13 protein-coding genes are annotated in these 21276 nt (G+C 47.0%); 10 read left to right on the forward strand and 3 right to left on the reverse strand.

What is annotated here, in order from left to right; translation table 11 throughout:
- Positions 1–106: 106 nt before the first annotated feature.
- From HMPREF0663_RS05470 to HMPREF0663_RS05490, 5 genes are all read left to right on the forward strand, one after another.
- Positions 107–1336, forward strand: coding sequence for a spore maturation protein (locus tag HMPREF0663_RS05470; RefSeq protein WP_004369290.1), 1230 nt, complete (start codon positions 107–109; stop codon positions 1334–1336).
- 39 nt (positions 1337–1375) lie between these two features.
- Positions 1376–2869, forward strand: a complete 1494-nt coding sequence (locus tag HMPREF0663_RS05475) for a polysaccharide biosynthesis C-terminal domain-containing protein (protein WP_004369291.1) — start codon at positions 1376–1378, stop codon at positions 2867–2869.
- Between the two features lie 126 nt (positions 2870–2995).
- Positions 2996–5116: a S46 family peptidase gene (locus HMPREF0663_RS05480; protein ID WP_004369292.1), complete on the forward strand. Its 2121-nt coding sequence runs from the start codon at positions 2996–2998 to the stop codon at positions 5114–5116.
- A gap of 234 nt (positions 5117–5350) precedes the next feature.
- Positions 5351–5920 carry a hypothetical protein gene (locus HMPREF0663_RS05485; protein ID WP_004369293.1) on the forward strand — a complete coding sequence of 190 codons (570 nt, stop codon included), beginning with the start codon at positions 5351–5353 and terminating at the stop codon, positions 5918–5920.
- 167 nt (positions 5921–6087) lie between these two features.
- Positions 6088–8484 carry a TonB-dependent receptor domain-containing protein gene (locus HMPREF0663_RS05490; RefSeq protein ID WP_231375170.1) on the forward strand — a complete coding sequence of 799 codons (2397 nt, stop codon included), beginning with the start codon at positions 6088–6090 and terminating at the stop codon, positions 8482–8484.
- A gap of 56 nt (positions 8485–8540) precedes the next feature.
- On the opposite strand, the gene HMPREF0663_RS12255 is transcribed toward HMPREF0663_RS05490, so the two are convergent.
- Together HMPREF0663_RS12255 and HMPREF0663_RS05495 are read right to left on the reverse strand one after the other, a co-directional pair.
- On the reverse strand, positions 8541–8663 hold the full coding sequence (locus tag HMPREF0663_RS12255) for a hypothetical protein (RefSeq protein WP_004369295.1): 123 nt from the start codon (positions 8661–8663) through the stop codon (positions 8541–8543).
- A 34-nt stretch (positions 8664–8697) separates the two neighbouring features.
- On the reverse strand, positions 8698–10578 hold the full coding sequence (locus tag HMPREF0663_RS05495) for a DEAD/DEAH box helicase (RefSeq protein ID WP_004369296.1): 1881 nt from the start codon (positions 10576–10578) through the stop codon (positions 8698–8700).
- A 251-nt stretch (positions 10579–10829) separates the two neighbouring features.
- Between HMPREF0663_RS05495 and HMPREF0663_RS05500 the strand changes: the two genes are divergently transcribed.
- From HMPREF0663_RS05500 to HMPREF0663_RS05510, 3 genes are all read left to right on the forward strand, one after another.
- A complete protein-coding gene (locus tag HMPREF0663_RS05500; protein ID WP_004369297.1) occupies positions 10830–11357 on the forward strand; it encodes an LOG family protein in 528 nt (175 codons plus the stop codon).
- Between the two features lie 177 nt (positions 11358–11534).
- Positions 11535–13910 carry a polyribonucleotide nucleotidyltransferase gene (gene pnp / locus HMPREF0663_RS05505; RefSeq protein ID WP_004369298.1) on the forward strand — a complete coding sequence of 792 codons (2376 nt, stop codon included), beginning with the start codon at positions 11535–11537 and terminating at the stop codon, positions 13908–13910.
- A 231-nt stretch (positions 13911–14141) separates the two neighbouring features.
- Positions 14142–16400, forward strand: a complete 2259-nt coding sequence (locus HMPREF0663_RS05510; RefSeq protein WP_004369299.1) for a GH92 family glycosyl hydrolase — start codon at positions 14142–14144, stop codon at positions 16398–16400.
- Between the two features lie 240 nt (positions 16401–16640).
- Here the strand turns inward: HMPREF0663_RS05510 and HMPREF0663_RS05515 are convergent, their stop codons facing one another.
- The gene (locus HMPREF0663_RS05515; protein ID WP_004369300.1) at positions 16641–18713 is read right to left on the reverse strand and encodes an outer membrane beta-barrel family protein; all 2073 of its coding nucleotides are present in this window, start codon (positions 18711–18713) and stop codon (positions 16641–16643) included.
- Positions 18714–18851: 138 nt separating this feature from the next.
- Between HMPREF0663_RS05515 and HMPREF0663_RS05520 the strand changes: the two genes are divergently transcribed.
- Together HMPREF0663_RS05520 and HMPREF0663_RS05525 are read left to right on the forward strand one after the other, a co-directional pair.
- Entirely contained in the window at positions 18852–20381 is a 1530-nt protein-coding gene (locus HMPREF0663_RS05520; RefSeq protein ID WP_004369301.1) for a sensor histidine kinase, read from the forward strand.
- Positions 20374–21069 carry a response regulator transcription factor gene (locus HMPREF0663_RS05525; RefSeq protein WP_004369302.1) on the forward strand — a complete coding sequence of 232 codons (696 nt, stop codon included), beginning with the start codon at positions 20374–20376 and terminating at the stop codon, positions 21067–21069. Before HMPREF0663_RS05520 ends, HMPREF0663_RS05525 begins: the two co-directional genes overlap by 8 nt.
- Positions 21070–21276 lie beyond the last annotated feature (207 nt).

Here is a 21276-nt window from a genome sequence, read left to right on the forward strand (position 1 = left end):
TTTAATTGCGATACATGAGCGGTGTAATGCACAAAAACCTATAAGGAACGAATATTTTTATGCATCTCTTTGCATAACGAATAAAAAGTTTTACTTTTGCAGAACAATGGTACTCAATTACATTTGGATAGCTTTTTTCATTATAGCCTTCGTGATTGCTTTGGTGAAACTGACCGTTATGGGCGACACAACGGTGTTTCCGGCCATGATGAATTCTGTATTTGAGTCTTCTAAAACAGCATTCGAAATCTCTTTGGGGCTTACCGGAGTGCTGGCATTCTGGCTCGGTGTTATGAAAATAGGCGAGAAAGGCGGCATCGTGAATGCTATGGCACGCCTGTTGAGTCCTGTGTTTTCGAGGCTTTTTCCCGACATTCCGAAAGGACATCCCGTAACCGGAAGCATCTTTATGAACATTGCAGCCAACATGCTCGGGCTGGATAATGCCGCTACACCGTTGGGGTTGAAAGCTATGGAGCAGCTCCAAGAGCTGAATCCCAAGAAAGATACGGCCACCAACCCCATGATTATGTTTCTTGTGTTGAATACTTCGGGGCTGACACTCATCCCTATCAGCATCATGGTATATAGGGCCCAATTGCATGCGGCGCAGCCTACAGATGTGTTTATCCCTATACTTCTCGCTACTTTTTTCTCAACCTTGGCCGGTATTATCATTACTTCGATTTATCAGAAAATCAATCTGTTGAACCGAGTGATGCTCTCTACACTCGGTGGAATGCTCGCTGTGGTGGCATTGATTATCTATGGGTTCGGACAGTTAGATAAAGATACGATGAACGTGGTGAGTACCAGTGTGGCCAATATCTTGCTCATGACGATTATAACGGCTTTTATTCTTGCCGGCGTAAGGAAGAAGATTAATGTATACGAGGCGTTTATAGAAGGTGCGAAAGACGGTTTTACTACTGCCGTGCGCATCATTCCCTACCTTGTGGCCATACTTGTAGGCATCGCAGTTTTTCGTGCTTCGGGCGCTATGGAAATGCTTGTCGACGGCGTGGCATGGGTTGTAAATGCCTGTGGCGGCAATACAGACTTCGTAGGGGCACTGCCTACTGCCCTTATGAAACCTCTTTCGGGTTCGGGTTCACGTGGTATGATGATCGATGCTATGACGACTTACGGCGCCGATTCGTTTGTCGGTCGGCTGAGTTGTATCTTCCAAGGCTCTACAGATACTACATTTTATATCCTTGCCGTGTACTTCGGCAGCGTAAGTATCAAGTACACACGCCACGCAGTTGCGTGCGGTTTGCTTGCTGACCTTGCAGGTACGGTCGCTGCAATAGCCATTGCATACATGTTCTTTTAGGAAAGGTAAAGAGGTAGGAAGGTAGAAAAAATAAAAAGTATGGGGAATTTAAAGTCATTGGCAAAAGATACTGCCATTTATGGATTGAGCAGTATCGCGGGAAAGTTCGTAAACTATCTGCTTGTTCCGATACAAACGTTCAAGTTTGCTGCCGAGGGCGGGCAGTATGGAATTATTACCAATATTTACAGTTATATAGCCATATTGCTCATCATTCTGACGTATGGCATGGAAACAACGTTCTTCCGTTTTGCCAACAAGCCCGGTATGGATGCACAGAAAGTGTATTCCACCACGCTCAGGATGGTGGGATTTGTGGCTTTGGTGTTTGCCGTATCTGTATTGATATTCCTTCATCCCATTTCCACAGTGATGGGGTATGGAGACCATCCCGAATTTGTGGGTACGATGGGCGTGTGCATTGCTGTCGACGCATGGACGGCTATCATGTTCGATTACCTTAGATATGAGCATCGCCCCGTTAAGTTTGCAATGCTCAAGATAATCAATATCGGCATGAACATTGTGCTTAATATTCTCTATCTGATTGTTCTTCCGGCACTGAAGATAAATCTTTTCGGAATTTACGACAGCGAATTTCATTTGAATGTGGCGTTCGTGTTTTATATAAATTTGATATGTTCGCTGGCTACCTTGCTCATGCTTTGGAAAGAAATGAGTGGTATAAGGTTCGGGTTCAGTAAGGATATTTGCAAAAAAATGCTTGGCTATACATGGCCGATGCTCATTCTGGGCTTGGCAGGACAGCTTAATCAGAGCGCTTCGCCCATCCTTTTTCCGTACTTCTTCAGCGGATCGAGTCACGAAGGCAATATACAACTCGGTATTTATGGCAGCTGCATCAAGATCGCGATGATAATGGTAATGATCACACAGGCATTCCGTTACGCTTACGAACCGTTTGTCTTCGGCAAGACGAAGGACAAAAACAACAAGGAGGCCTATGCTAAAGTGATGAAATATTACCTGATTTTCACGTTTTTGGCATTCCTCTTGGTCATGGCATACATGGATATATTGCGGTTTGTCGTAGCTCCCGACTATTGGGAAGGGCTGAAAGTAGTGCCCATTGTGATGGGGGCAGAGATTATGTTCGGCGTGTATTTCAATCTTTCTTTTTGGTACAAACTTACCGATAGGACCATTTGGGGGGCTTATTTCTCGGGGTTAGGCTGCATAGTGCTTATTCTTACCGATGTTTTGCTTATTCCCCGTTTCAGCTACATGGCATGTGCATGGGCGGGATTTGCCGCTTACGGGGTTTCCATGCTTACATCCTATTTCGTCGGACAGCGCTATTATCCCATTAAATATCCATTGAAAGAGATTGGTATTTACCTGCTTTTGACATTGATATTGTTCGTCGGTATTATCGTTTCCAATACAGTTCTCCCCACATGGGCATCGCTGCCGGTCAACACATTGCTGGTGCTTATCTTCCTCGCATACATGGTCAAAAAAGACTTCCCACTGAAAACTCTGCCCGTAGTGGGTAAGTTTTTCGGGAAATAAAATGCTAATACCGATAATTATATGACAAAGAAAGAGGCGATGAAACTGATTGATGACAAGAAAGTCCGTGTAGTTTAGGACGATGAGACAGTTCTGTTGAATAATAAATAACAATTAAATAAAAGTATGAAGAAAATTCTTTTACCGTTGTTGATGGCATTTTATCTGCTTATACCTTCATCGTTAAAAGCCGACGAAGGTATGTGGACGCTCTACAATCTGCCACAGGCCGTGTATGAACAGATGCGGGCCGAAGGCTTTCAGCTGCCTTACAACGATCTTTATTATGGGCAGAATGCCATAAAAAATGCAGTGGTTAACTTCTCCGGATATTGCTCCGGAGTGGTCGTTTCGCCCGACGGACTGGTGTTCACCAACCATCATTGCGGGTTTGAAGCTATCAGAAGTCATTCCACAGTGGAACATGATTACATGCTGAACGGCTTCTGTGCCAAGAGTTATGAGGAAGAATTGCCCAATAAGAATATGTTCGTGTCGTTCATGATCGATCAAAAAGACGTCACTCCCCGTTTGCAACGAATGGGTTTCGACTATAAAACGAAAGCTCAAAAGGAGGTGCTTATCGATTCTCTGCAGCGCCTGTTGACCGATTCGGTGAAGCGTATAGACTCGACACTTCATGTGGATATCGGCGCTTTTTACGAAGGTAACAAGTATTATGCCACCACCTATCAGGACTTTACCGACCTTAGACTGGTCTTTGCCGTACCAAAATCGATGGGTAAGTTTGGCGGAGAGACCGATAACTGGATGTGGCCGCGCCAGACATGCGACTTCTCTGTGTTCCGTATTTACGCAAATCCCAAGACTAACGGGCCTGCCTCGTACAGCAAGGACAACGTTCCGTATCATCCGAAGCATTGGGCTAAGGTGAGTATGCAGGGTTACAAAGACGGCGATTTCGCCATGACGATGGGTTATCCGGGCTCTACGAGCCGCTATCTTTCATCGTATGGCATCCGTGAAATGCGAGATGCCGAGAATATACCGCGTGCCCAAGTGCGTGGAGTGAAGCAGGCAGTGATGCAAAAGTATATGCGTGCCGACGAAGCAGTGCGTATCAAGTACGACTCGAAGTATGCTCAAAGCGCCAATTACTGGAAGAATTCCATCGGTATGAACAAATGTATCGACTCTATAGGTATCATCAACCAAAAACAGGAGTACGAACGGCGTATACGGGAATGGCAGGATAAGACCGGTTTTTTGAGAGGTAAGCTCGATTTCAATAAGATGCAGCGGCTTTACAACAAGCGTTTCGACGCATTGCGCACCTATATGTATTGGCGTGAAACGTTCATTCGTACCAACGAGTTTACCACCCGTGCCATGAAGTTGCTGCAGATACCGGTGGAAGGTCCGAAAGATAAGCCTAAGAAACAGTACATCGTTTTCAAAGACAATAGCGATGAATGGGATGCATCTCTTGACAAAGAGGTGCTTGCAACCTTGCTCAAGAATTACAAGGAGCATGTTGCAGCAAAGGATTTACCGGCATTTTACAAGGACATCGAAATTAAATTCGGCGGCGATTATGCCAAGTTTGTGGACTTTCTTTATGAGAATTCTTTCCTCATGAAGAGCGGTGAGCGCATTTACATCAACAAGAAAAGCTACAAAAAAGATCCGGGCGTGCAGTATAGTCTTGATCTGCTCGACTTCATGAGCGAGCATGCAGGAATACTTAACAGTGTGTCCGACAGCATTAATGAGCAGGAAAAATATCTTTGTGCAGCCAAACTGCGCATGGAAGAAGACCTTCCGCATTACTCGGATGCCAACTTTACCATGCGTTTGAGTTATGGACAAGTGGGCGGTTTCAGCCTCGGAGGCAAACCGTCCGGCTATTATACCACTGCTGAAAGTATTGTCGAAAAGATGAATAGGGGCAATGAAATCTATGAATATCAAGCTGAACCGATCATGAAAAAGCTGTTATCGGCTAAAAATTTCGGTCCCTATCAGGACAAGACGAGTGGTAAGATGCAGCTATGTTTTCTTACCAATAACGACATTACGGGCGGAAACAGCGGTTCTCCCATGTTCGATGGATACGGAAACCTAATAGGTTTGGCCTTTGATGGTAACTGGGACAGCCTTTCGAGCGATATTAATTTCGACAAACGTCTTGCACGTTGCATCGGTGTAGACATTCGCTATGTGCTCTTCATGATGGATAAATGGGGGCATGCCGACAGGCTTTTGAAAGAAATCGACGCGAAATAAGATACACATTCGCACGCAATAAAACAGTAAAGGCAAGTTTGCAATCCGCTTGGAGACGCAAACTTGCCTTTGCTGTTATGCCGTTTATCGGGCATCGTAGCCTTGGGAAGGAGGGTTGAAATCGCAAGAAAATATGACTGAATATACAATGTCAGACAAATGTCGGCATTTATTTGCAGATAATAGCGTGTTATTTTACTAACTTTGCAAATAAATCTTTTATTAGTAAACGGTATGCGTCGACTTCTCATTCTGTTTGTTTTCTTTATTTTGGCAGCGTTTTTTGTAGATACGCTTTGCCCGTGTATAGACGACAGACCTCCTGAAGTGAGGTTCGAAGAACGCCTTAACAGGGCATATTTGCTTACTTATAACAACGATGATTTCGACTTCAGTGTACAATATCCGAGTTTCTTTACCGTTCAACCCGACTCGCTGATCGACTACGCAGGCTGTGCGCAGTTCTGTTATCGGGCCGATTGGGCGAATATAGTGCTCGAATATCATGTAGCCAAACCCATTGAAAGAGTGAGCGTGAAAGCCTATGCAAAACATGTGGCCCAACGGAAAAAGGCCGATAAGCTGCGCCTGCACGGCAGTTCTTTCATTATTTCCGGCCGCCTGTACGAGGGGTACAGATACCACGAAAAGCATATATTGAAAAATACTCTGTGGCATGTATATGCTCTCTATTACCCGGAAAGCTATCAAAACCACATTGCGCGTTTGTTTCGCATGATAGACCGGTGGCAAATAGAAACACCCGAGAAAACTCCGATAAAATCGCTTTGTTGTAAAAAATAGCATGACTGAATGTCACAAAACAATCTTTCGGGTGTTTATATAGTAGTACCCTGTAAAAACCGAGTACATTTACTAAGGGCCGTATGTCGACTTCATGAAAATAATGTTTCTTCTTTTTTGAAATAATATCGGTTCCATCTATGTCTCATATAGTAAACAAGAACTTTATGAAAAAATTCTTTCTGCTTTCCATGATGTTGCTCCTTGTAACGCGTATATGGGCCCAAAACATCACCGGAACGGTGGTAAATGAGAAGTTATCCCCCGTGTCTTTTGCCAACATATCGCTGCTTCGTGCCGATTCTTCGTTCGTTTCAGGCGCAAAGACCGATGTACGAGGAGTGTTTCGCATATTGAAAACCGCCGGTGCAAAGTTCCTCAAAATTTCGTGTGTGGGCTATCAAACTAAAATAGTGGCATGCGACAGCACCGTTATGGGCAACATTATTTTGAAGAGCGAAGTAAAAACATTGGGTGAAGTTGAAGTGATTTCTCAACAACAACTCATCAAACAAGAGGCCGACAAACTATCTTATGCCGTGGAAAAAGATCCCGATGCCGCAACCGTAACCGTGATGGAAATGTTGCGCAAGGTGCCTCTGGTGGCGGTAGACGGGCAGGATAACATCACCGTAAAGGGAAGCAGCACCTTTAAAATCTATAAGAACGGTCATCCGGATGCCAGTCTGTCTACCAATCCCAAGGAGGTTTTGAAAGCTATACCTGCCAACATGATCAAACGCATAGAGGTGATTACCGAGCCGGGTGCCAAATACGACGCCGAAGGAGCTACAGCCATACTCAACATTGTGATGAAAGAAAACAGCCAAATCAAAGGTGTTACCGCCACTGTTACGGCAAGGAGTTCCTCACGGAAAGGCGCTATGGCAAGCACATATCTTGCTGCCCAGATCGGTAAACTCGTGGTGTCGGTGGATTACACTTTCTCCCGACAGAGCAAAGAACAGACACGAACCGAGTCCGAAAATACGCAACAATTCAAGAATACGGGCAATACGCTTGCCGTAAACTCGCAAGGAACGAACGCAGGCAATGTGCATTTTGCAAGCGTTATGGCCAGCTACGATATCGATTCGCTCAACCTGATGACGCTGTCTGCCGACGGTTACGGTTATACTTTCGATCTGAACCGCACTTCAAACACATCGATGACCGGCGCAGACGGCCGTCTGCTTTATAGATATGCAAGCGATTACCGCTCTCCGGGCTACAGCTTTGCCAATTGGAACGGCCGCTTCGACTACGAACACCGCACACATCTTAAAGACGAAGTGTTCACTTTCTCTTACATGCTCTCCACCACGAAGCAAACAACAAGCTCGAATACCGCCTACAGCGATATGATCAATATGCCGGTGAGTTATAGCGGATATGCACAAAACAGTAGGGAAAGATTCTACGAACACACGTTGCAGGCCGACTATGTGCGACCTGTCTCTAAGTTTCATAAGATAGAGATGGGGGGTAAGTACATATGCCGACTGAACAAGAGCCATACTATGCTTGTCTACAACGGCACTGCCAATAACGTCGACCGGCGTTTCGACCATAACACGCAGGTAGCTGCAGCCTATCTATCGTATATGTTTACTAAAGACAAATGGTCGGCTCGTGCAGGCTTGCGCTATGAATACAGTTATTTGGATGCCCGTTATCCCGATGGCACAGGTACGGATTTTCACCGTGATTTGAACGACTGGGTGCCTTCGGCCAGCATTACGTACCGCATAAGTGCGGCTAACAGTCTGAAAGTAAGCTATGCCACGAGCATCAACCGCCCGGGTATATCTTATCTTAATCCGGCGGTTGTCAGCACTCCCACCTATGTATCGTATGGCAACAGCGACCTTTCGAGTTCGCGAAACACCTCTTTCGGCGTCACTTTTATGCATATCGGCCCGAAGATAACGTGGCATCTGAACCCCTTTTACGAGTTTGCCGACAACCGTATATCTTCTATGAGGTTCGCCAAAGACGATGTTGTGTATCACACATACGGCAACATTTTGCGCTACCGCAAGGCCGCTCTTTCGTTCTACACCCGCTGGCAAGCAACGAAAACCACCACGCTGATGCTCAACAGTTCGCTGAACTATCTGTATAACAACAACCCGAACGAGGGCCTTACCATGCATAAATGGTACGGTGAAGCGTATACAAATCTTTCACAGAAACTGCCATTGGGGCTACAGCTTGGCGTGTATGCGGGTGGAATATTGGGACATCAAGTTAGCGGGGTGTATGGTTATAACGACGGATACCGCTATCATGGCGTCAGTTTGCAGCGCTCTTTCCTCAAAGAGGATCGCCTTACGGTAAGGTTGATTGCATCGGATGTGTTTAATGGCAACCGTATTCGTTACCGAACGTTTACTACGCAGGGCGACTATACAGGGTTGAACTGTTCATATTTCCCGGGAGCAACAGTATCTTTCAGCGTATCGTATCGCATCGGTAAACTGAAGGGGCAGGTGAAGAAAACCGAGAAAACGATCGACAATAACGATGTGGTTGGCGGTCTGTCTCGTAATGTCGATAAATAAAAGGATTTGTACGTAGGACAGACAGATGTTGCATCTATATTCGGCAAATGCCCCATCTAAGCGCCTTGCATTGCCCATCTGTCTGCCTTAGATAGTATATCTGTCATCGACAGACCGTATATCTGTAAAGAGCAGGCGGTATATACGAAAAACACATGGACGGGCAATGCGCAATCCATGTGTTTCGGTTGTTTTAATAAAACGTACTTCTTGTTACTTCTTCTTGGGGCGCCTGCGTGCCCAACCTTCTTCGGAAAAGTCGGGCTCCTCGCCTTTCAGTTCCGTGTTGTCGTGGCGGAAAAACTGCTTCCAATCGTCCTTTTTGCCGCTTTCTTGGAACTCTTCTCTGCGACGGCTGCGCGAACCGTTACGCTTAGACGGCTTTTCGAACTTTTCGAAACCGCCCTTGTCATTATTTCGCTTGCGCCCTCTGACCGCAGCAGCACCGCGCCCTTTCTCGTCTGCATCGTTGCACCGCACCTCACGGCCCTTGTAAGTGGTGCCGCTGAGTGCACGCATCACCTTGTTTGCATCGGCTTCGGGAACCTCGATATACGAGAATTTACTGAGCAGGTCTATATGCCCTATCTCTTGTCGGCCGCGCATATTCTTGTTGACGAATTGCATAATTTCGCCCGGATAGAAGCCGTCTGCCTTGCCAAGGTTGATGAACAACCGGCGGTATCCTGCCTCTGCTTTGTGCGAACGCGAACCGCGTGTGCCCCGTCTTTCGCCTTTTGTCGCCCTTTCACCGCCTTTCTTGGTCGACGGTTTCTCTATTTCAGGGGCATCGGCATAATAGGCTAAGAACTTTCCGAACTCCAAACTCACGATCTTTTTGATGATATCTTCCTTATCGATATATTCGAAATGCCGGTTTATGTCTGCCATGAACGGAGCTATTTCCTCCTCGTTGACGTCGATTTTCAGTATCTCGTCCATCGTTTTATAGAGCTGCTTGGTGCATATCTCCTTAGCTGTAGGCATAACGCCTTCTACGAATTGCTTGCCTATCACTTTCTCTATAGCACGCATTTTAGAACGTTCACGCGTATGAATGATAGAGATCGACGTTCCTTTCTTGCCCGCCCGTCCGGTACGTCCGCTGCGGTGCGTATAGCTTTCTATATCGTCTGGCAGTCCGTAATTGATAACATGTGTCAGGTCTTCCACGTCAAGACCGCGCGCAGCCACATCGGTTGCCACGAGAAACTGCGTCATGTGTTGGCGGAATTTCTGCATCGTGAGGTCGCGTTGTTGCTGGCTAAGGTCGCCATGCAGTGCTTCTGCGTTGTATCCGTCGTGTATCAATTTGTCGGCGATCTCCTGTGTTTCGCGCTTGGTACGGCAGAATATAATGGCGAAAATATGCGGATAATAGTCTACAATGCGCTTCAAAGCAAGGTATTTGTCCTTGGCATTCACCATATAATATATATGGTTCACGCTCTCTGCGCCCTCGTTACGGCTGCCGACCACTATCTCTTTTGCATCGTGAAGGTAGTTCTGTGCAATCTTTTCGATCTCTTTACTCATGGTAGCCGAGAAGAGCAGTGTGTTCCGATCTTGCGGTATTCCCTCGAATATCTCGTTGATGCTTTCGGAAAAGCCCATGTTCAGCATCTCGTCAGCCTCGTCCAATACCACGTTGGCTACCGAGTCGAGTTTGGCAACTCCACGGTGCATCAGGTCTATCAGGCGCCCGGGAGTGGCCACGATGATTTGTACACCGCGCTTGATCGTGCGGATTTGCGCCTCTATAGATGTGCCTCCGTACACCGCAACCACATGCAAACCATTGATATACTTGCTGAAATCGTTCAGATCGTCGGCAATCTGCAAACAAAGTTCGCGCGTAGGACTTAGTACAAGTGCCTGTGTTTCTTTCTTTGATGTGTCTATCTTCTGCAGAATGGGAATGCCATAAGCGGCGGTCTTTCCTGTTCCCGTCTGTGCGAGAGCTACTACATCGTTGCCGTTACCCAATAAATAAGGAATTACTTCTTGCTGAACCGGCATCGGAGTTTCGAACCCCAATTCGGTGATGGCGCGGCGAATCTCTTCGCTAACGCCCAATTCTTCAAATGTTTTCAAACTAAAATTAATAAATTAAAACCTGTTCAAACCTCCATTGCCCCCACCAAATAACGGCAACATTTGTGTTTGAACGGGTGCAAAGGTAGTGAAAATAAATGGATTGCATTGTTGCTTTTTAGTTATAATTACTTAATGGCAATAAAAAAAGAAGGCATCTCTGTGGTGTGAAAGAAAAGTTTTTATACCTTCGCTCCGGCAGTTGTTCTGCTGTTTGACGTGGTAACTGTTTATGGAAAATTGAAGAAATAATGACGATAGCTATATTTTGTTCGGCAAATAACAATATCGATGCCGACTATTTCAAGTTAACGGAAGAGCTGGGAAAACGGCTTGCCGAAGAGGGGTACAGCATAGTTTTCGGCGGATGCAACATGGGACTGATGGAATGTGTTGCCAAGGCTATGCATGATGCAGGCGGCAGAACTATCGGTGTAATACCGTCGATGATTGAAAAACATGGGCGACTTTCCGACTATGTAGACGTGGATATTCCCTGCGATAACTTGAGTGATCGAAAGGAAATCATGCTGTCTAAGTGCGATGTGGCAATAGCCCTCCCGGGCGGCATCGGTACATTGGATGAGATATTTACCGTGGCGGCTTCGCATACTATCGGATATCATCATAAAAGGGTGATACTTTATAATATGAAAGGCTTTTGGGACGGTCTGATTCTTGTGCTGGAAGACTTGCGCCGGCGCGGCATGATACGCGGGAATTATACGGATTATATTCGTGTTGCAAGCTCGGCGGACGAGATTATGAGCATGCTCTGAACAGCATCAGTCGTAACTTGTTATAGGGGTATCTCGCGTACTTTCCGCAAGTTACGCCGGTAAATAAAAAAACTAAATTATTCGGTTTTTATTCTTTTATTAATTTGAAATTAGGTATCTTTGCGCAACTTATTATTTTAAGATGTTAGTCAAAACAATAAAGTTTTAATTTTTTAGATGAACGTAATTACGAAAACAGTTCAATTGCCTGATGGCAGAACCATCAGCATTGAGACCGGGAAAGTTGCAAAACAGGCTGATGGCGCTGCGGTACTCCGCATGGGCAACACAGTGTTATTGGCAACTGTTTGTGCAGCAAAGGATGCAGTTCCCGGAACAGATTTTATGCCTTTGCAAGTTGATTATCGCGAACAGTATAGCGCAGCAGGGCGTTTTCCGGGCGGATTTACTAAGCGTGAGGGGAAAGCAAGCGATAGCGAAATCCTTACTTCGCGTCTTGTAGACCGCGCACTTCGTCCGCTTTTTCCTTCAAACTATCATGCCGAAGTCTACGTACAGGTAATGCTGCTTTCGGCAGATGGCGTAGATCAGCCCGATGCCTTGGCCGGATTTGCCGCTTCGGCTGCTATGGCGTGCTCCGATATCCCATTTGATGGTCCGATATCCGAGGTACGTATCGCTCGTATCAACGGCGAATATGTAGTCGATCCGACTTTTCAGCAGATGAAAGAAGCCGATATGGACATTATGGTTGGTGCAACCAAGGATAATATCATGATGGTGGAAGGCGAGATGAATGAGGTTTCAGAGCAGGATCTTATTGATGCTTTGAAAGTTGCAGCCGATGCCATCAAGCCGATGTGCGACCTTCAAACGGAACTTTCTAAAGAATTTGGCACCGACGTAAAGCGCGAGTATTGCCACGAGGTGAACGATGAAGAACTGCGAGAGCAAATAAATAAGGAGCTTTACCAGCCCGCATACGATATTACCAAGCAGGCTCTTGATAAGCATGCCCGTCAGGATGCTTTCGATGAACTCATTACTAATTTCCTTGAGAAATACGATGCGGCACATGCAGAGAGCCTCTCTGCCGATGAATTGGAAGAGAAACATGCCGAAGCAACACGCTATTATGAAGATGTAATGCGTGATGCTATGCGCCGTTGTGTGCTTGATGAGGGCAAACGTCTCGACGGTCGGAAGACCGATGAGATACGTCCTATCTGGTGCGAAGTGAGTGCTTTGCCGATGCCTCACGGCAGTGCAATCTTCCAACGTGGCGAAACTATGTCGCTTTCTACATGTACACTCGGCACGAAAATGGACGAGAAGCTTGTGGATGATGTACTGGAGAAAGGTTATCAACGCTTCTTGTTACATTACAACTTCCCGCCGTTTTCAACGGGAGAAGCTAAGGCTCAGCGCGGTGTCGGCCGTAGAGAAATCGGACATGGGCACTTGGCATGGCGCGGACTCAAGGGACAAATCCCTGCTGATTTTCCCTATACGGTGCGTTTGGTAAGCCAGATATTAGAGAGCAACGGTTCTTCTTCTATGGCTACAGTATGCGCCGGAACTCTCGCTTTGATGGATGCAGGCGTGCCGATGGCGAAACCTGTCAGCGGTATTGCCATGGGATTGATTAAAAATCCGGGCGAAGAGAAGTACGCAGTACTTAGCGATATCCTCGGTGATGAGGATCACTTGGGCGATATGGACTTCAAAACAACGGGCACAAAAGACGGTTTGACAGCCACACAGATGGATATCAAGTGCGATGGATTGAGTTTCGAAATCCTCGAAAAAGCACTGATGCAGGCGAAAGCCGGCCGTGAATACATCCTCGGAAAGATGATGGAAACCATTTCGGAACCGCGTACAGAGTTGAAACCTCAGGTACCTCGCATCGTTGCATTCGAGATCCCGAAAGAATTTATCGGTGCTGTAATAGGCCCGGGTGGCAAAATTATCCAGCAAATGCAGGAAGATACCGGTGCTACTATTACTATCGACGAGGTCGATGGGGTAGGAAAAGTACAGGTAAGTGCTCCCGATAAAGACGCTATCGATGCCGCTTTGGCCAAAATAAAGTCTATTGTAGCTGTGCCAGAAGTAGGCGAAGTGTACGAAGGAACGGTGCGTTCGGTGATGCCTTATGGCTGTTTTGTCGAAATTATGCCGGGTAAAGACGGACTTCTCCACATTAGTGAAATTGACTGGAAGCGCCTTGAAACTGTTGAAGAAGCGGGCATCAAAGAGGGCGATAAGATACAGGTAAAACTGATGGAGATCGATCCTAAGACCGGTAAGTATAAGCTCTCGCACCGTGTGCTTATGCCGAAACCCGAAGGATATGTAGAGCGTGAGCGCCGTCCGCGCCGTGAGAATGGGAATGAAAGGCGTCCCCGACGCGACGGAAACGGTGACTATCGCGACAATGATCGTCGTGGAGGAGACCGTCAGCCGCGCCGTTTCGAGCATCGAAACAATAGCTTCGGGCAGCGTGATGACGAATATCGTGATCCGTCGATGAACGATGAACCGAAAGATTTCAATGATTCTTTGGACCACGGAAACGATATCGATTAACCACGAAACTAACGAATATTAATCATATCCCCGTTCCGAAACATTATCGGAACGGGGATTTTTTGTTAGCATACATTAAAAGAATAGAACGATATCGATACTTTTTACTATCTTTGCCGAAAATAGAAAGCGCCTCAGCAATATCAAACAATTTTGATAACTTTCTGCTTTTGCAGCCTTTACCCATATGTATACAACCTTTTAAAAATCAGAATAAACAGAAAATCTTTAATGAGTATGAAGCCGATACGTTTAATTTTGACGGCGTTCTTGTCGCTGTTGTCCGTAACAAGCGTGGTACAAGCCCAGACAAAAGAGCCCGTAGACTATGTGAATCCCTACATCGGAAACATCAGCCACCTACTGGTTCCGACGTTTGCAACCGTGCAACTTCCCAACAGTATGTTGCGTATTTACCCTGCACGTGCCGACTATACCACTGAATATGTCAACGGATTGCCTGTGATTGTTACCAACCATCGCGAGCGATCAGCGTTCAGTATCAGTCCTTATCAGGGCAATAAGCTCGTTCCGGTGGTAACAATGAATTACGATCATGAGCGCATTACGCCTTATTCTTTCGACATCGAATTGGACGATAATACGATGAGAGCCCGCTTTGCAGTGGCACATCAGAGTGCTGCCTATGAGCTTTATTTCCAGAAGAGCAAGCCTGTATATGTGATAATCAACTCACAAAAGGGCGCTATCAAGGTGGATAAGAACATCGTGAGCGGCTATCAGGAGATATATGGCAATACGAAAGTTTATATATATGCCGAAACTGAGGAAACTCCTCTTGCCTTCGGTATTCTCGATAACGGTGCTCTGAAAACGTCGCAGACTTCAGCCAGCGGCAATAACTCGTGCGCCGTGCTGCGATTTACCGACGGGACAGAGCGTGTACACCTGCGTTACGGCGTGTCTTTCATCAGTACCGAGCAGGCCAAGAAAAACCTTTACCGCGAACAGAACGGCTACGATGTAGATGCACTTGCCGCAAAAGGCCGTGCTGAATGGAATAAAACGCTCTCGGAAATTACCGTGGAAGGCGGAACAGAAGACGAGAAAACCGTTCTTTATACCTCATATTACCGCACTTTCGAACGCCCTGTATGTCTGAGTGAAGACGGGCGTTATTACAGTGCTTACGATGGAAAAGTGCACGAGGATGGTGGAATACCGTTCTATACCGATGACTGGATTTGGGATACCTACCGTGCAGCGCATCCTTTGCGGGCATTAATTCAACCGAAAAAAGAGGAAGATATCATTGAATCATACCTGCGCATGGCCGAACAGATGGGTACGAAATGGATGCCGACTTTCCCTGAAATCACCGGCGACTCGCGCAGAATGAACGCCAATCACGGCGTGGCAATGGTGGCAGATGCCCTTTATAAGGGACTTAAAGTAGATGCCAAGCGGGCTTATGAATATTGCCGAAAGGGCATAGAAGAGAAAACACTCGCCCCGTGGTCGGGTAATAAGGCCGGATGGATAGACGAATTCTACAAGAAACACGGCTATATACCCGCTTTGCGTGAGGGAGAGAAGGAGACCGATCCTAATGTTTCGGGCTTCGAGAAACGCCAACCGATCGCCGTATCTTTAGGAACTGCGTACGATGAATGGTGCCTTTCGCGCATTGCATCGTACATGGGAAAGAAGAAAGAGGCCGATCTATATGCACAACTTGGCCGTAATTACCGCCATGTATTTAATTCCAAGACCGGTTTCTTCCATCCCAAAGACAAGGAGGGCAACTTCTTAGAGCCGTTCGATTACCGCTTTTCCGGCGGTGTAGGGGTAAGAGACACCTACGATGAGAACAACGGATGGACGTACCGATGGGATGTACAGCACAATGTTGCCGACCTTATCAACCTTATGGGCGGCAGAGAACAGTTCTTAAAGAACCTCGATCAGACCTTTGCAGAGCCGATGGGGCGCGGTAAACGCGAGTTCTATACCCAGCTGCCCGACCAGACGGGTAACATCGGGCAGTTCACTATGGCCAACGAACCGGCATTGCACATTCCTTATTTATACAACTATGCCGGCGCACCTTGGAAGACTCAAAAGCGTATTCGGCAGCTCTTGAAGACATGGTTCCGCAATGATGTGATGGGAATACCCGGAGATGAAGACGGTGGAGGGCTTACCTCGTTCGTCGTGTTCTCGTCGATAGGCTTCTATCCCGTAACCCCCGGCTTTCCTGCATATAATATCGGCAGCCCGCTTTTCAAGCATGTAAAGGTGACGCTCGGCAATGGTAAGGTGTTCGAAATTATAGCCAACGACTGCTCCGACGAGAATAAATACGTTCAAAGTGCTGTGCTCAATGGACAAACATGGAATAAACCGTGGTTCAGCCATGACGATATAAAGAACGGAGGAGTACTTGTTTTGCAGATGGGCAGGCATCCCAATAAAGCGTGGGGAGCCGATAAGTCGGCCGCACCTCCATCGGCCGATGCCGAGAAATAGGCTTCTCTCAACACACTGTTAGCACAAATTCAACGAATAACAAATAAGTTCTATGTGGGTAGGCAGATGTCTTTCCCCACATAGAACTTATTTGTTATTCTGTTTTCTTACCATTCTATCGTAGACAGATGTGCCGTTTTGTCTCGTTTACACCGTTCGTCTATCGTCGATAGCCTACCCGCCTAATCGGCTTATATAGCCTGTCTATCGGTGTTACAGAGCCTGTCTGTTTTTGCCGGATTATTGCTTGAAGCGCGATGTATCCACCTCTTCGCGCCTCTTCTCTCGGTATCCGCCAAAGCGATAGGTAAGCGATATGCCGAATGTGCGGTAACAGGAGAAATCCATCTGCATATGTTGATGGGCGTAATTGATACGGGGATCGATCGATGAAGTTTCGAACAAATCGTTACAGAATAACTTAACAATGGCGCGTTTCCGTGCAAATTTGTACACCAGAGAGGCATCCACATTGCCCGAAGCAGGCAGGTCGTAAGTGGCTTGTATGGCTTTTGTACGTATCATCCCATCGAGTGTGAGCGTTAGGTCGGGCTGTTTGGCAATCGTGAATGTATTGTTCATTTGCGCCATGCAGAATGCAATGTGGCGGTTGAAAGGTATGTCGTAGAAGTCGGAGGCTTTCTGTTGCATCCACACGCCGATAAGATTTACGCGCGTGTTGTACCACGAACCGAGCGCAAACGGTGCCGACAGCTGCACTCCTGCCTGCCTGTTGAAGTCGAAGTTCAGATATCTGTATTGCATGGCGAGTCGGTCTTGTCGCTGATAAGGCGTCTGTACAAAGTAGTCTTTGTGGTAGTTGTACCACGTAACCAGCTGATATTTGCTCTTCAGAACGTACACCAATTGCAGCTGATAATCGTCCGAAGGCTTCAAAAGCGGGTTGCCTGTCACCTCGTTATAGCCTCCATGACCGTAGGTAATGAAGTTGCTGATCGTCCAATAAGGCGGGAATTGCTTGTCGCTACTCATGCTCAACTGCAGCAAATGCCCCTCTGTAGGTTTGTAAGAAAGGTTGAACGTGGGGTATAGGTTCCATTGATGCCATGCCGAGGAGTGGTAATATTCGGCGGCAAGCGATACCTCTGCCGACAGTTTCTGGGAGAACTGTTTGCTTGTTCCTATGTATATATTCACGTTATCTTCGCGTTGTTTCACCGTTTCATCGGCAGGTGTCGTGCCCGGAGTGGCTGCTGTATTCGTGTAATATTGCGTGCTATGGTCGCTGCTTGCGGTGTATATGGCACCATAGTTGATGTTCCATCCGCCATGCAGCTGGTGTTCTTGTGCGACAAACGCCTTCCATCGGCTTATTTTCTGTGCATTTTCCACACGATAGTCGAGACTTCCCGTGGGCATCGTGCTGTGGAGCAGTTGCGTTTCGGGTGTCTTGTAATAGGTATATTCGGTGCCTGCGTTCAAGCCGAACGGCGTTTTGTAGTCCATACGCAGGTTGTGCAACCGGTGCGTAAAGTCGATGTTGAAGTCGGAGGTGATATCTCCGTTTACTTTCTGTCGGGCATGATTCGTCTCGTAGTTGCCCGTGTAAACGAAACTCACGCTATGTTTATCGCCGATATTGCAGTCTATACCGAGCCTGTAGTCGTGTCCTCGTTTCCTATGAAGGGCTGTTTCGTGCGAACGTATGTTATAAACGTTTCCGCCGGTTTGCGAGTGTTGAGCCGTTTCTTCGGTGATGTAGTACTCCGATCCGTGGTTGTATCGGTACATGAAATCCATGGATAACCGCTTCGAAGCGTAGGTTAAGCTCAAACGTTCGGCGAAACGAGCGTGGTGTTCTTGGTTCCATGCAAGGTTTGTTTCTCCCTGTAAGCGGGGTGTTTCGCCTTTCTCGTGGTGCAGGTTGATATTGATAACCGCCCCGCGCAGCTGGTATCGCGCCGGTGCATTGTACATCACTTCGGCATTGGCAATACGGCTTGTGGGTATGCTTCGTAGCAGTGCGGCCAGTTGCTCGGCCGTCAAAGTAGTCACTTTGCCATCGATAACGATGCTTACCGGCATACCCGAGAGTGTAATGCTGCCGTTCTGTTCGCTCACACCGGGCAGTTCTTTCAGAGCATCGTAGGCGTTATCCACTTGTTTGCTGCCTATAAGGCGCTGCAAGTCGTACACCAGAGCGGCGCCGTTTACCCTGACTATGGGGCGTTCACCCTTCACCATCACGTCGGGTAGCGTATGTATAATGCTGTCGATCCGTGCAGAATCGCTTTGCGCACGGACATTCAACGATGCGAACAACATACAGATAATTGTGACGAATGCTTTCATTGTTTCCGGTATTTATTGGGCAAAGATAAGTTCTTACGGCTTTTTGTGCAAGCAAAAGCGCTTACCAAGTCTTAACAGAAGTGTTATTTAGTCTTATCGTTTTATCCGTTCTCCATTTGAAAAACCTATCTTTGCAGCATGAAGATACCTCTTAAATATATGTCGGTTTTGGTGGTTGTATCGCTTACGGCTATCTTTCTGTACCAGACTTACTGGCTTGTAAACCTATACAATACCATGTACAGTTCCATGAAACGCAGCATCAACGAGGCTATTCGTATGAGTGATTACGAGGAAATGATGCATCGTGTGAAGGCTCTTCGGGCCGACAATAATCGACAGCACGGCACTATAGAGTTCTCGGCCGGCAGTTCCGTCGACAGCAGCATGGTATTGGGGACTACTTATATTACGGGCCAGAAGCCGAAAGAGTATATGAAGATAGTGAAGAAAATGTCGGAAAAAGGCAGCAAGGTGATTGTTATAGACGATGAGAACGAGCACGCTACTGTGAACAGCCCCGACTCCCAAGTGTCTGCACTGAACGTTAATCAAGACTTCTCCACCATGCTTAAAGACCGTAACAATATGGAGGAACTGCTCAACTACCTACAACGGGGGCTGCATTCGGGCTTGGATGTGATGAGCGATCCCGATGCAAAGTACCTCGACAGTCTGCTTACAAAGCACCTGAATGATTTGGGTATAACCGCTGCCCACAGGTTGTTGTATCTCGAAAGCGGCAGTACGCCCGACTCGTCTTATACTTATACCGACACTGTAGCGGTCATCGGAGCGGGTATTAAAGGTAAAATGGAGACCTATCGCTATGCAACCGACCTGAACAGTCATCGCACATATCTGTTGCAACTGCCCCCAATACAGCGGGTAGTGCTCCGGCAGATGGCGGGTATTCTTGCCACTTCGCTTTTCATTATGCTTATTCTCGGCTTCTCGTTCTACTATCTTATGCGTACCATTCTGCGCCAACGTACGCTCGATGAGATGAAGACAGACTTCACGAACAATATGACACACGAGCTCAAAACGCCTATCTCCGTGGCTTATGCAGCCAATGATGCCCTGCTGAATTTCGGGGCTGCGGCCGATCCTCGCCGTATGCAAGAATATCTGAAGGTGTGTAAAGAACAGTTAGAACGGCTAACCAATTTGGTTGAACAGATACTCTCGATGAGTATGGAGCGCCGTAGAACGATGAAACTCGATATGACTGACGTGCCTGTAAAGCCGATTGTCGATGCCGTAGTGCGCCAACAGCAGTTGAAGGCAGAGCGAGAAACGGAGATAACCGTTGTCGTGGAGCCTCCCGATATGACGGTACGTGCCGACCGGCAGCATCTTTTTCATGTGATAAGCAATCTGGTCGACAACGCCGTTAAGTATTCACACGGCAAAGCTGCGGTGGAGATACGGTGCACGGAAAGTACGATTTCCGTTGCCGATCATGGCATCGGCATACCGCAGGATAAGCTGAAATACGTTTTCGACAGGTTCTATAGAGTGCCCGATGGTAACCTGCATAACGTGAAGGGCTACGGTCTCGGACTGTATTATGTAAAAAGCATGATGGATAAGTTCGGCGGATATGTCGACGTGGAGAGTAAGGTAGGGCAGGGAACCGTATTTAATTTACATTTCAATGGATAGGATCAGCGTACTTTTAGTAGAGGATGAGCAGACGTTGGCGATGATCATAAGAGACACGCTCGATGCACAAGACTTCGATATTGCCGTGGCCTGCGACGGACAAGAGGGGCTTCGGCTGCTCGCAGAAGTGCATCCCGACGTGGTTGTGGCCGATGTAATGATGCCGCGTATGGACGGTTTCGAAATGGTACACCGCCTGCGTCGTACCGATAAACATACGCCGGTGCTCTTCCTTACAGCCCGTTCGGCGGTCAATGATGTAGTGCATGGTTTCGAATTAGGGGCCAACGATTACCTGAAGAAGCCCTTCGGAATGCAGGAACTTATAGTGCGTATCAGGGCTTTATTGGGAAAAGCCGCCGTTAGCGATGGTATGCAACGGCATAAGAGCGGGTGGGTGGAGATCGGAAAATATGCATTCAACCCTGTTTCGCAGTGTCTGCAATATGAAGATACGGTAGAGGAATTATCGCATCGCGAGGCGGAAATCCTGCGTAGGCTTATCGAAAAGTGCAACGAGGTGGTACTTACACGCAACATATTGCTCGATCTGTGGGGTGATGACAGTTTTTTCAACACCCGCAGTCTGCAGGTATTCATCACCAAGCTGCGCCATAAACTGGCCAAAGACAATAGTCTTCGTATCGTTAATGTGCGCGGTTTCGGCTATAAACTCATCCAATCATGACCCGTTAAGGCAGGGAGTAGGGAAAATAATAAGAGAAAACAGAACAGATATACCCCTTCTAACTTATCCTTGTAGAGGGAGGATAAAAAGAACAGAAGTAGCCTTTTGATTTTACAGCTATAGTTCTTTGGTAATAAACATATTGCAAATAAATTTCTGAGAGTGCTTATCTAAGGCAGCCGGATGGGCGATGTAAGGTGTTTAGAT

The organism is Hoylesella oralis ATCC 33269 (assembly GCF_000185145.2).
GTDB lineage: Bacteria > Bacteroidota > Bacteroidia > Bacteroidales > Bacteroidaceae > Prevotella > Prevotella phocaeensis.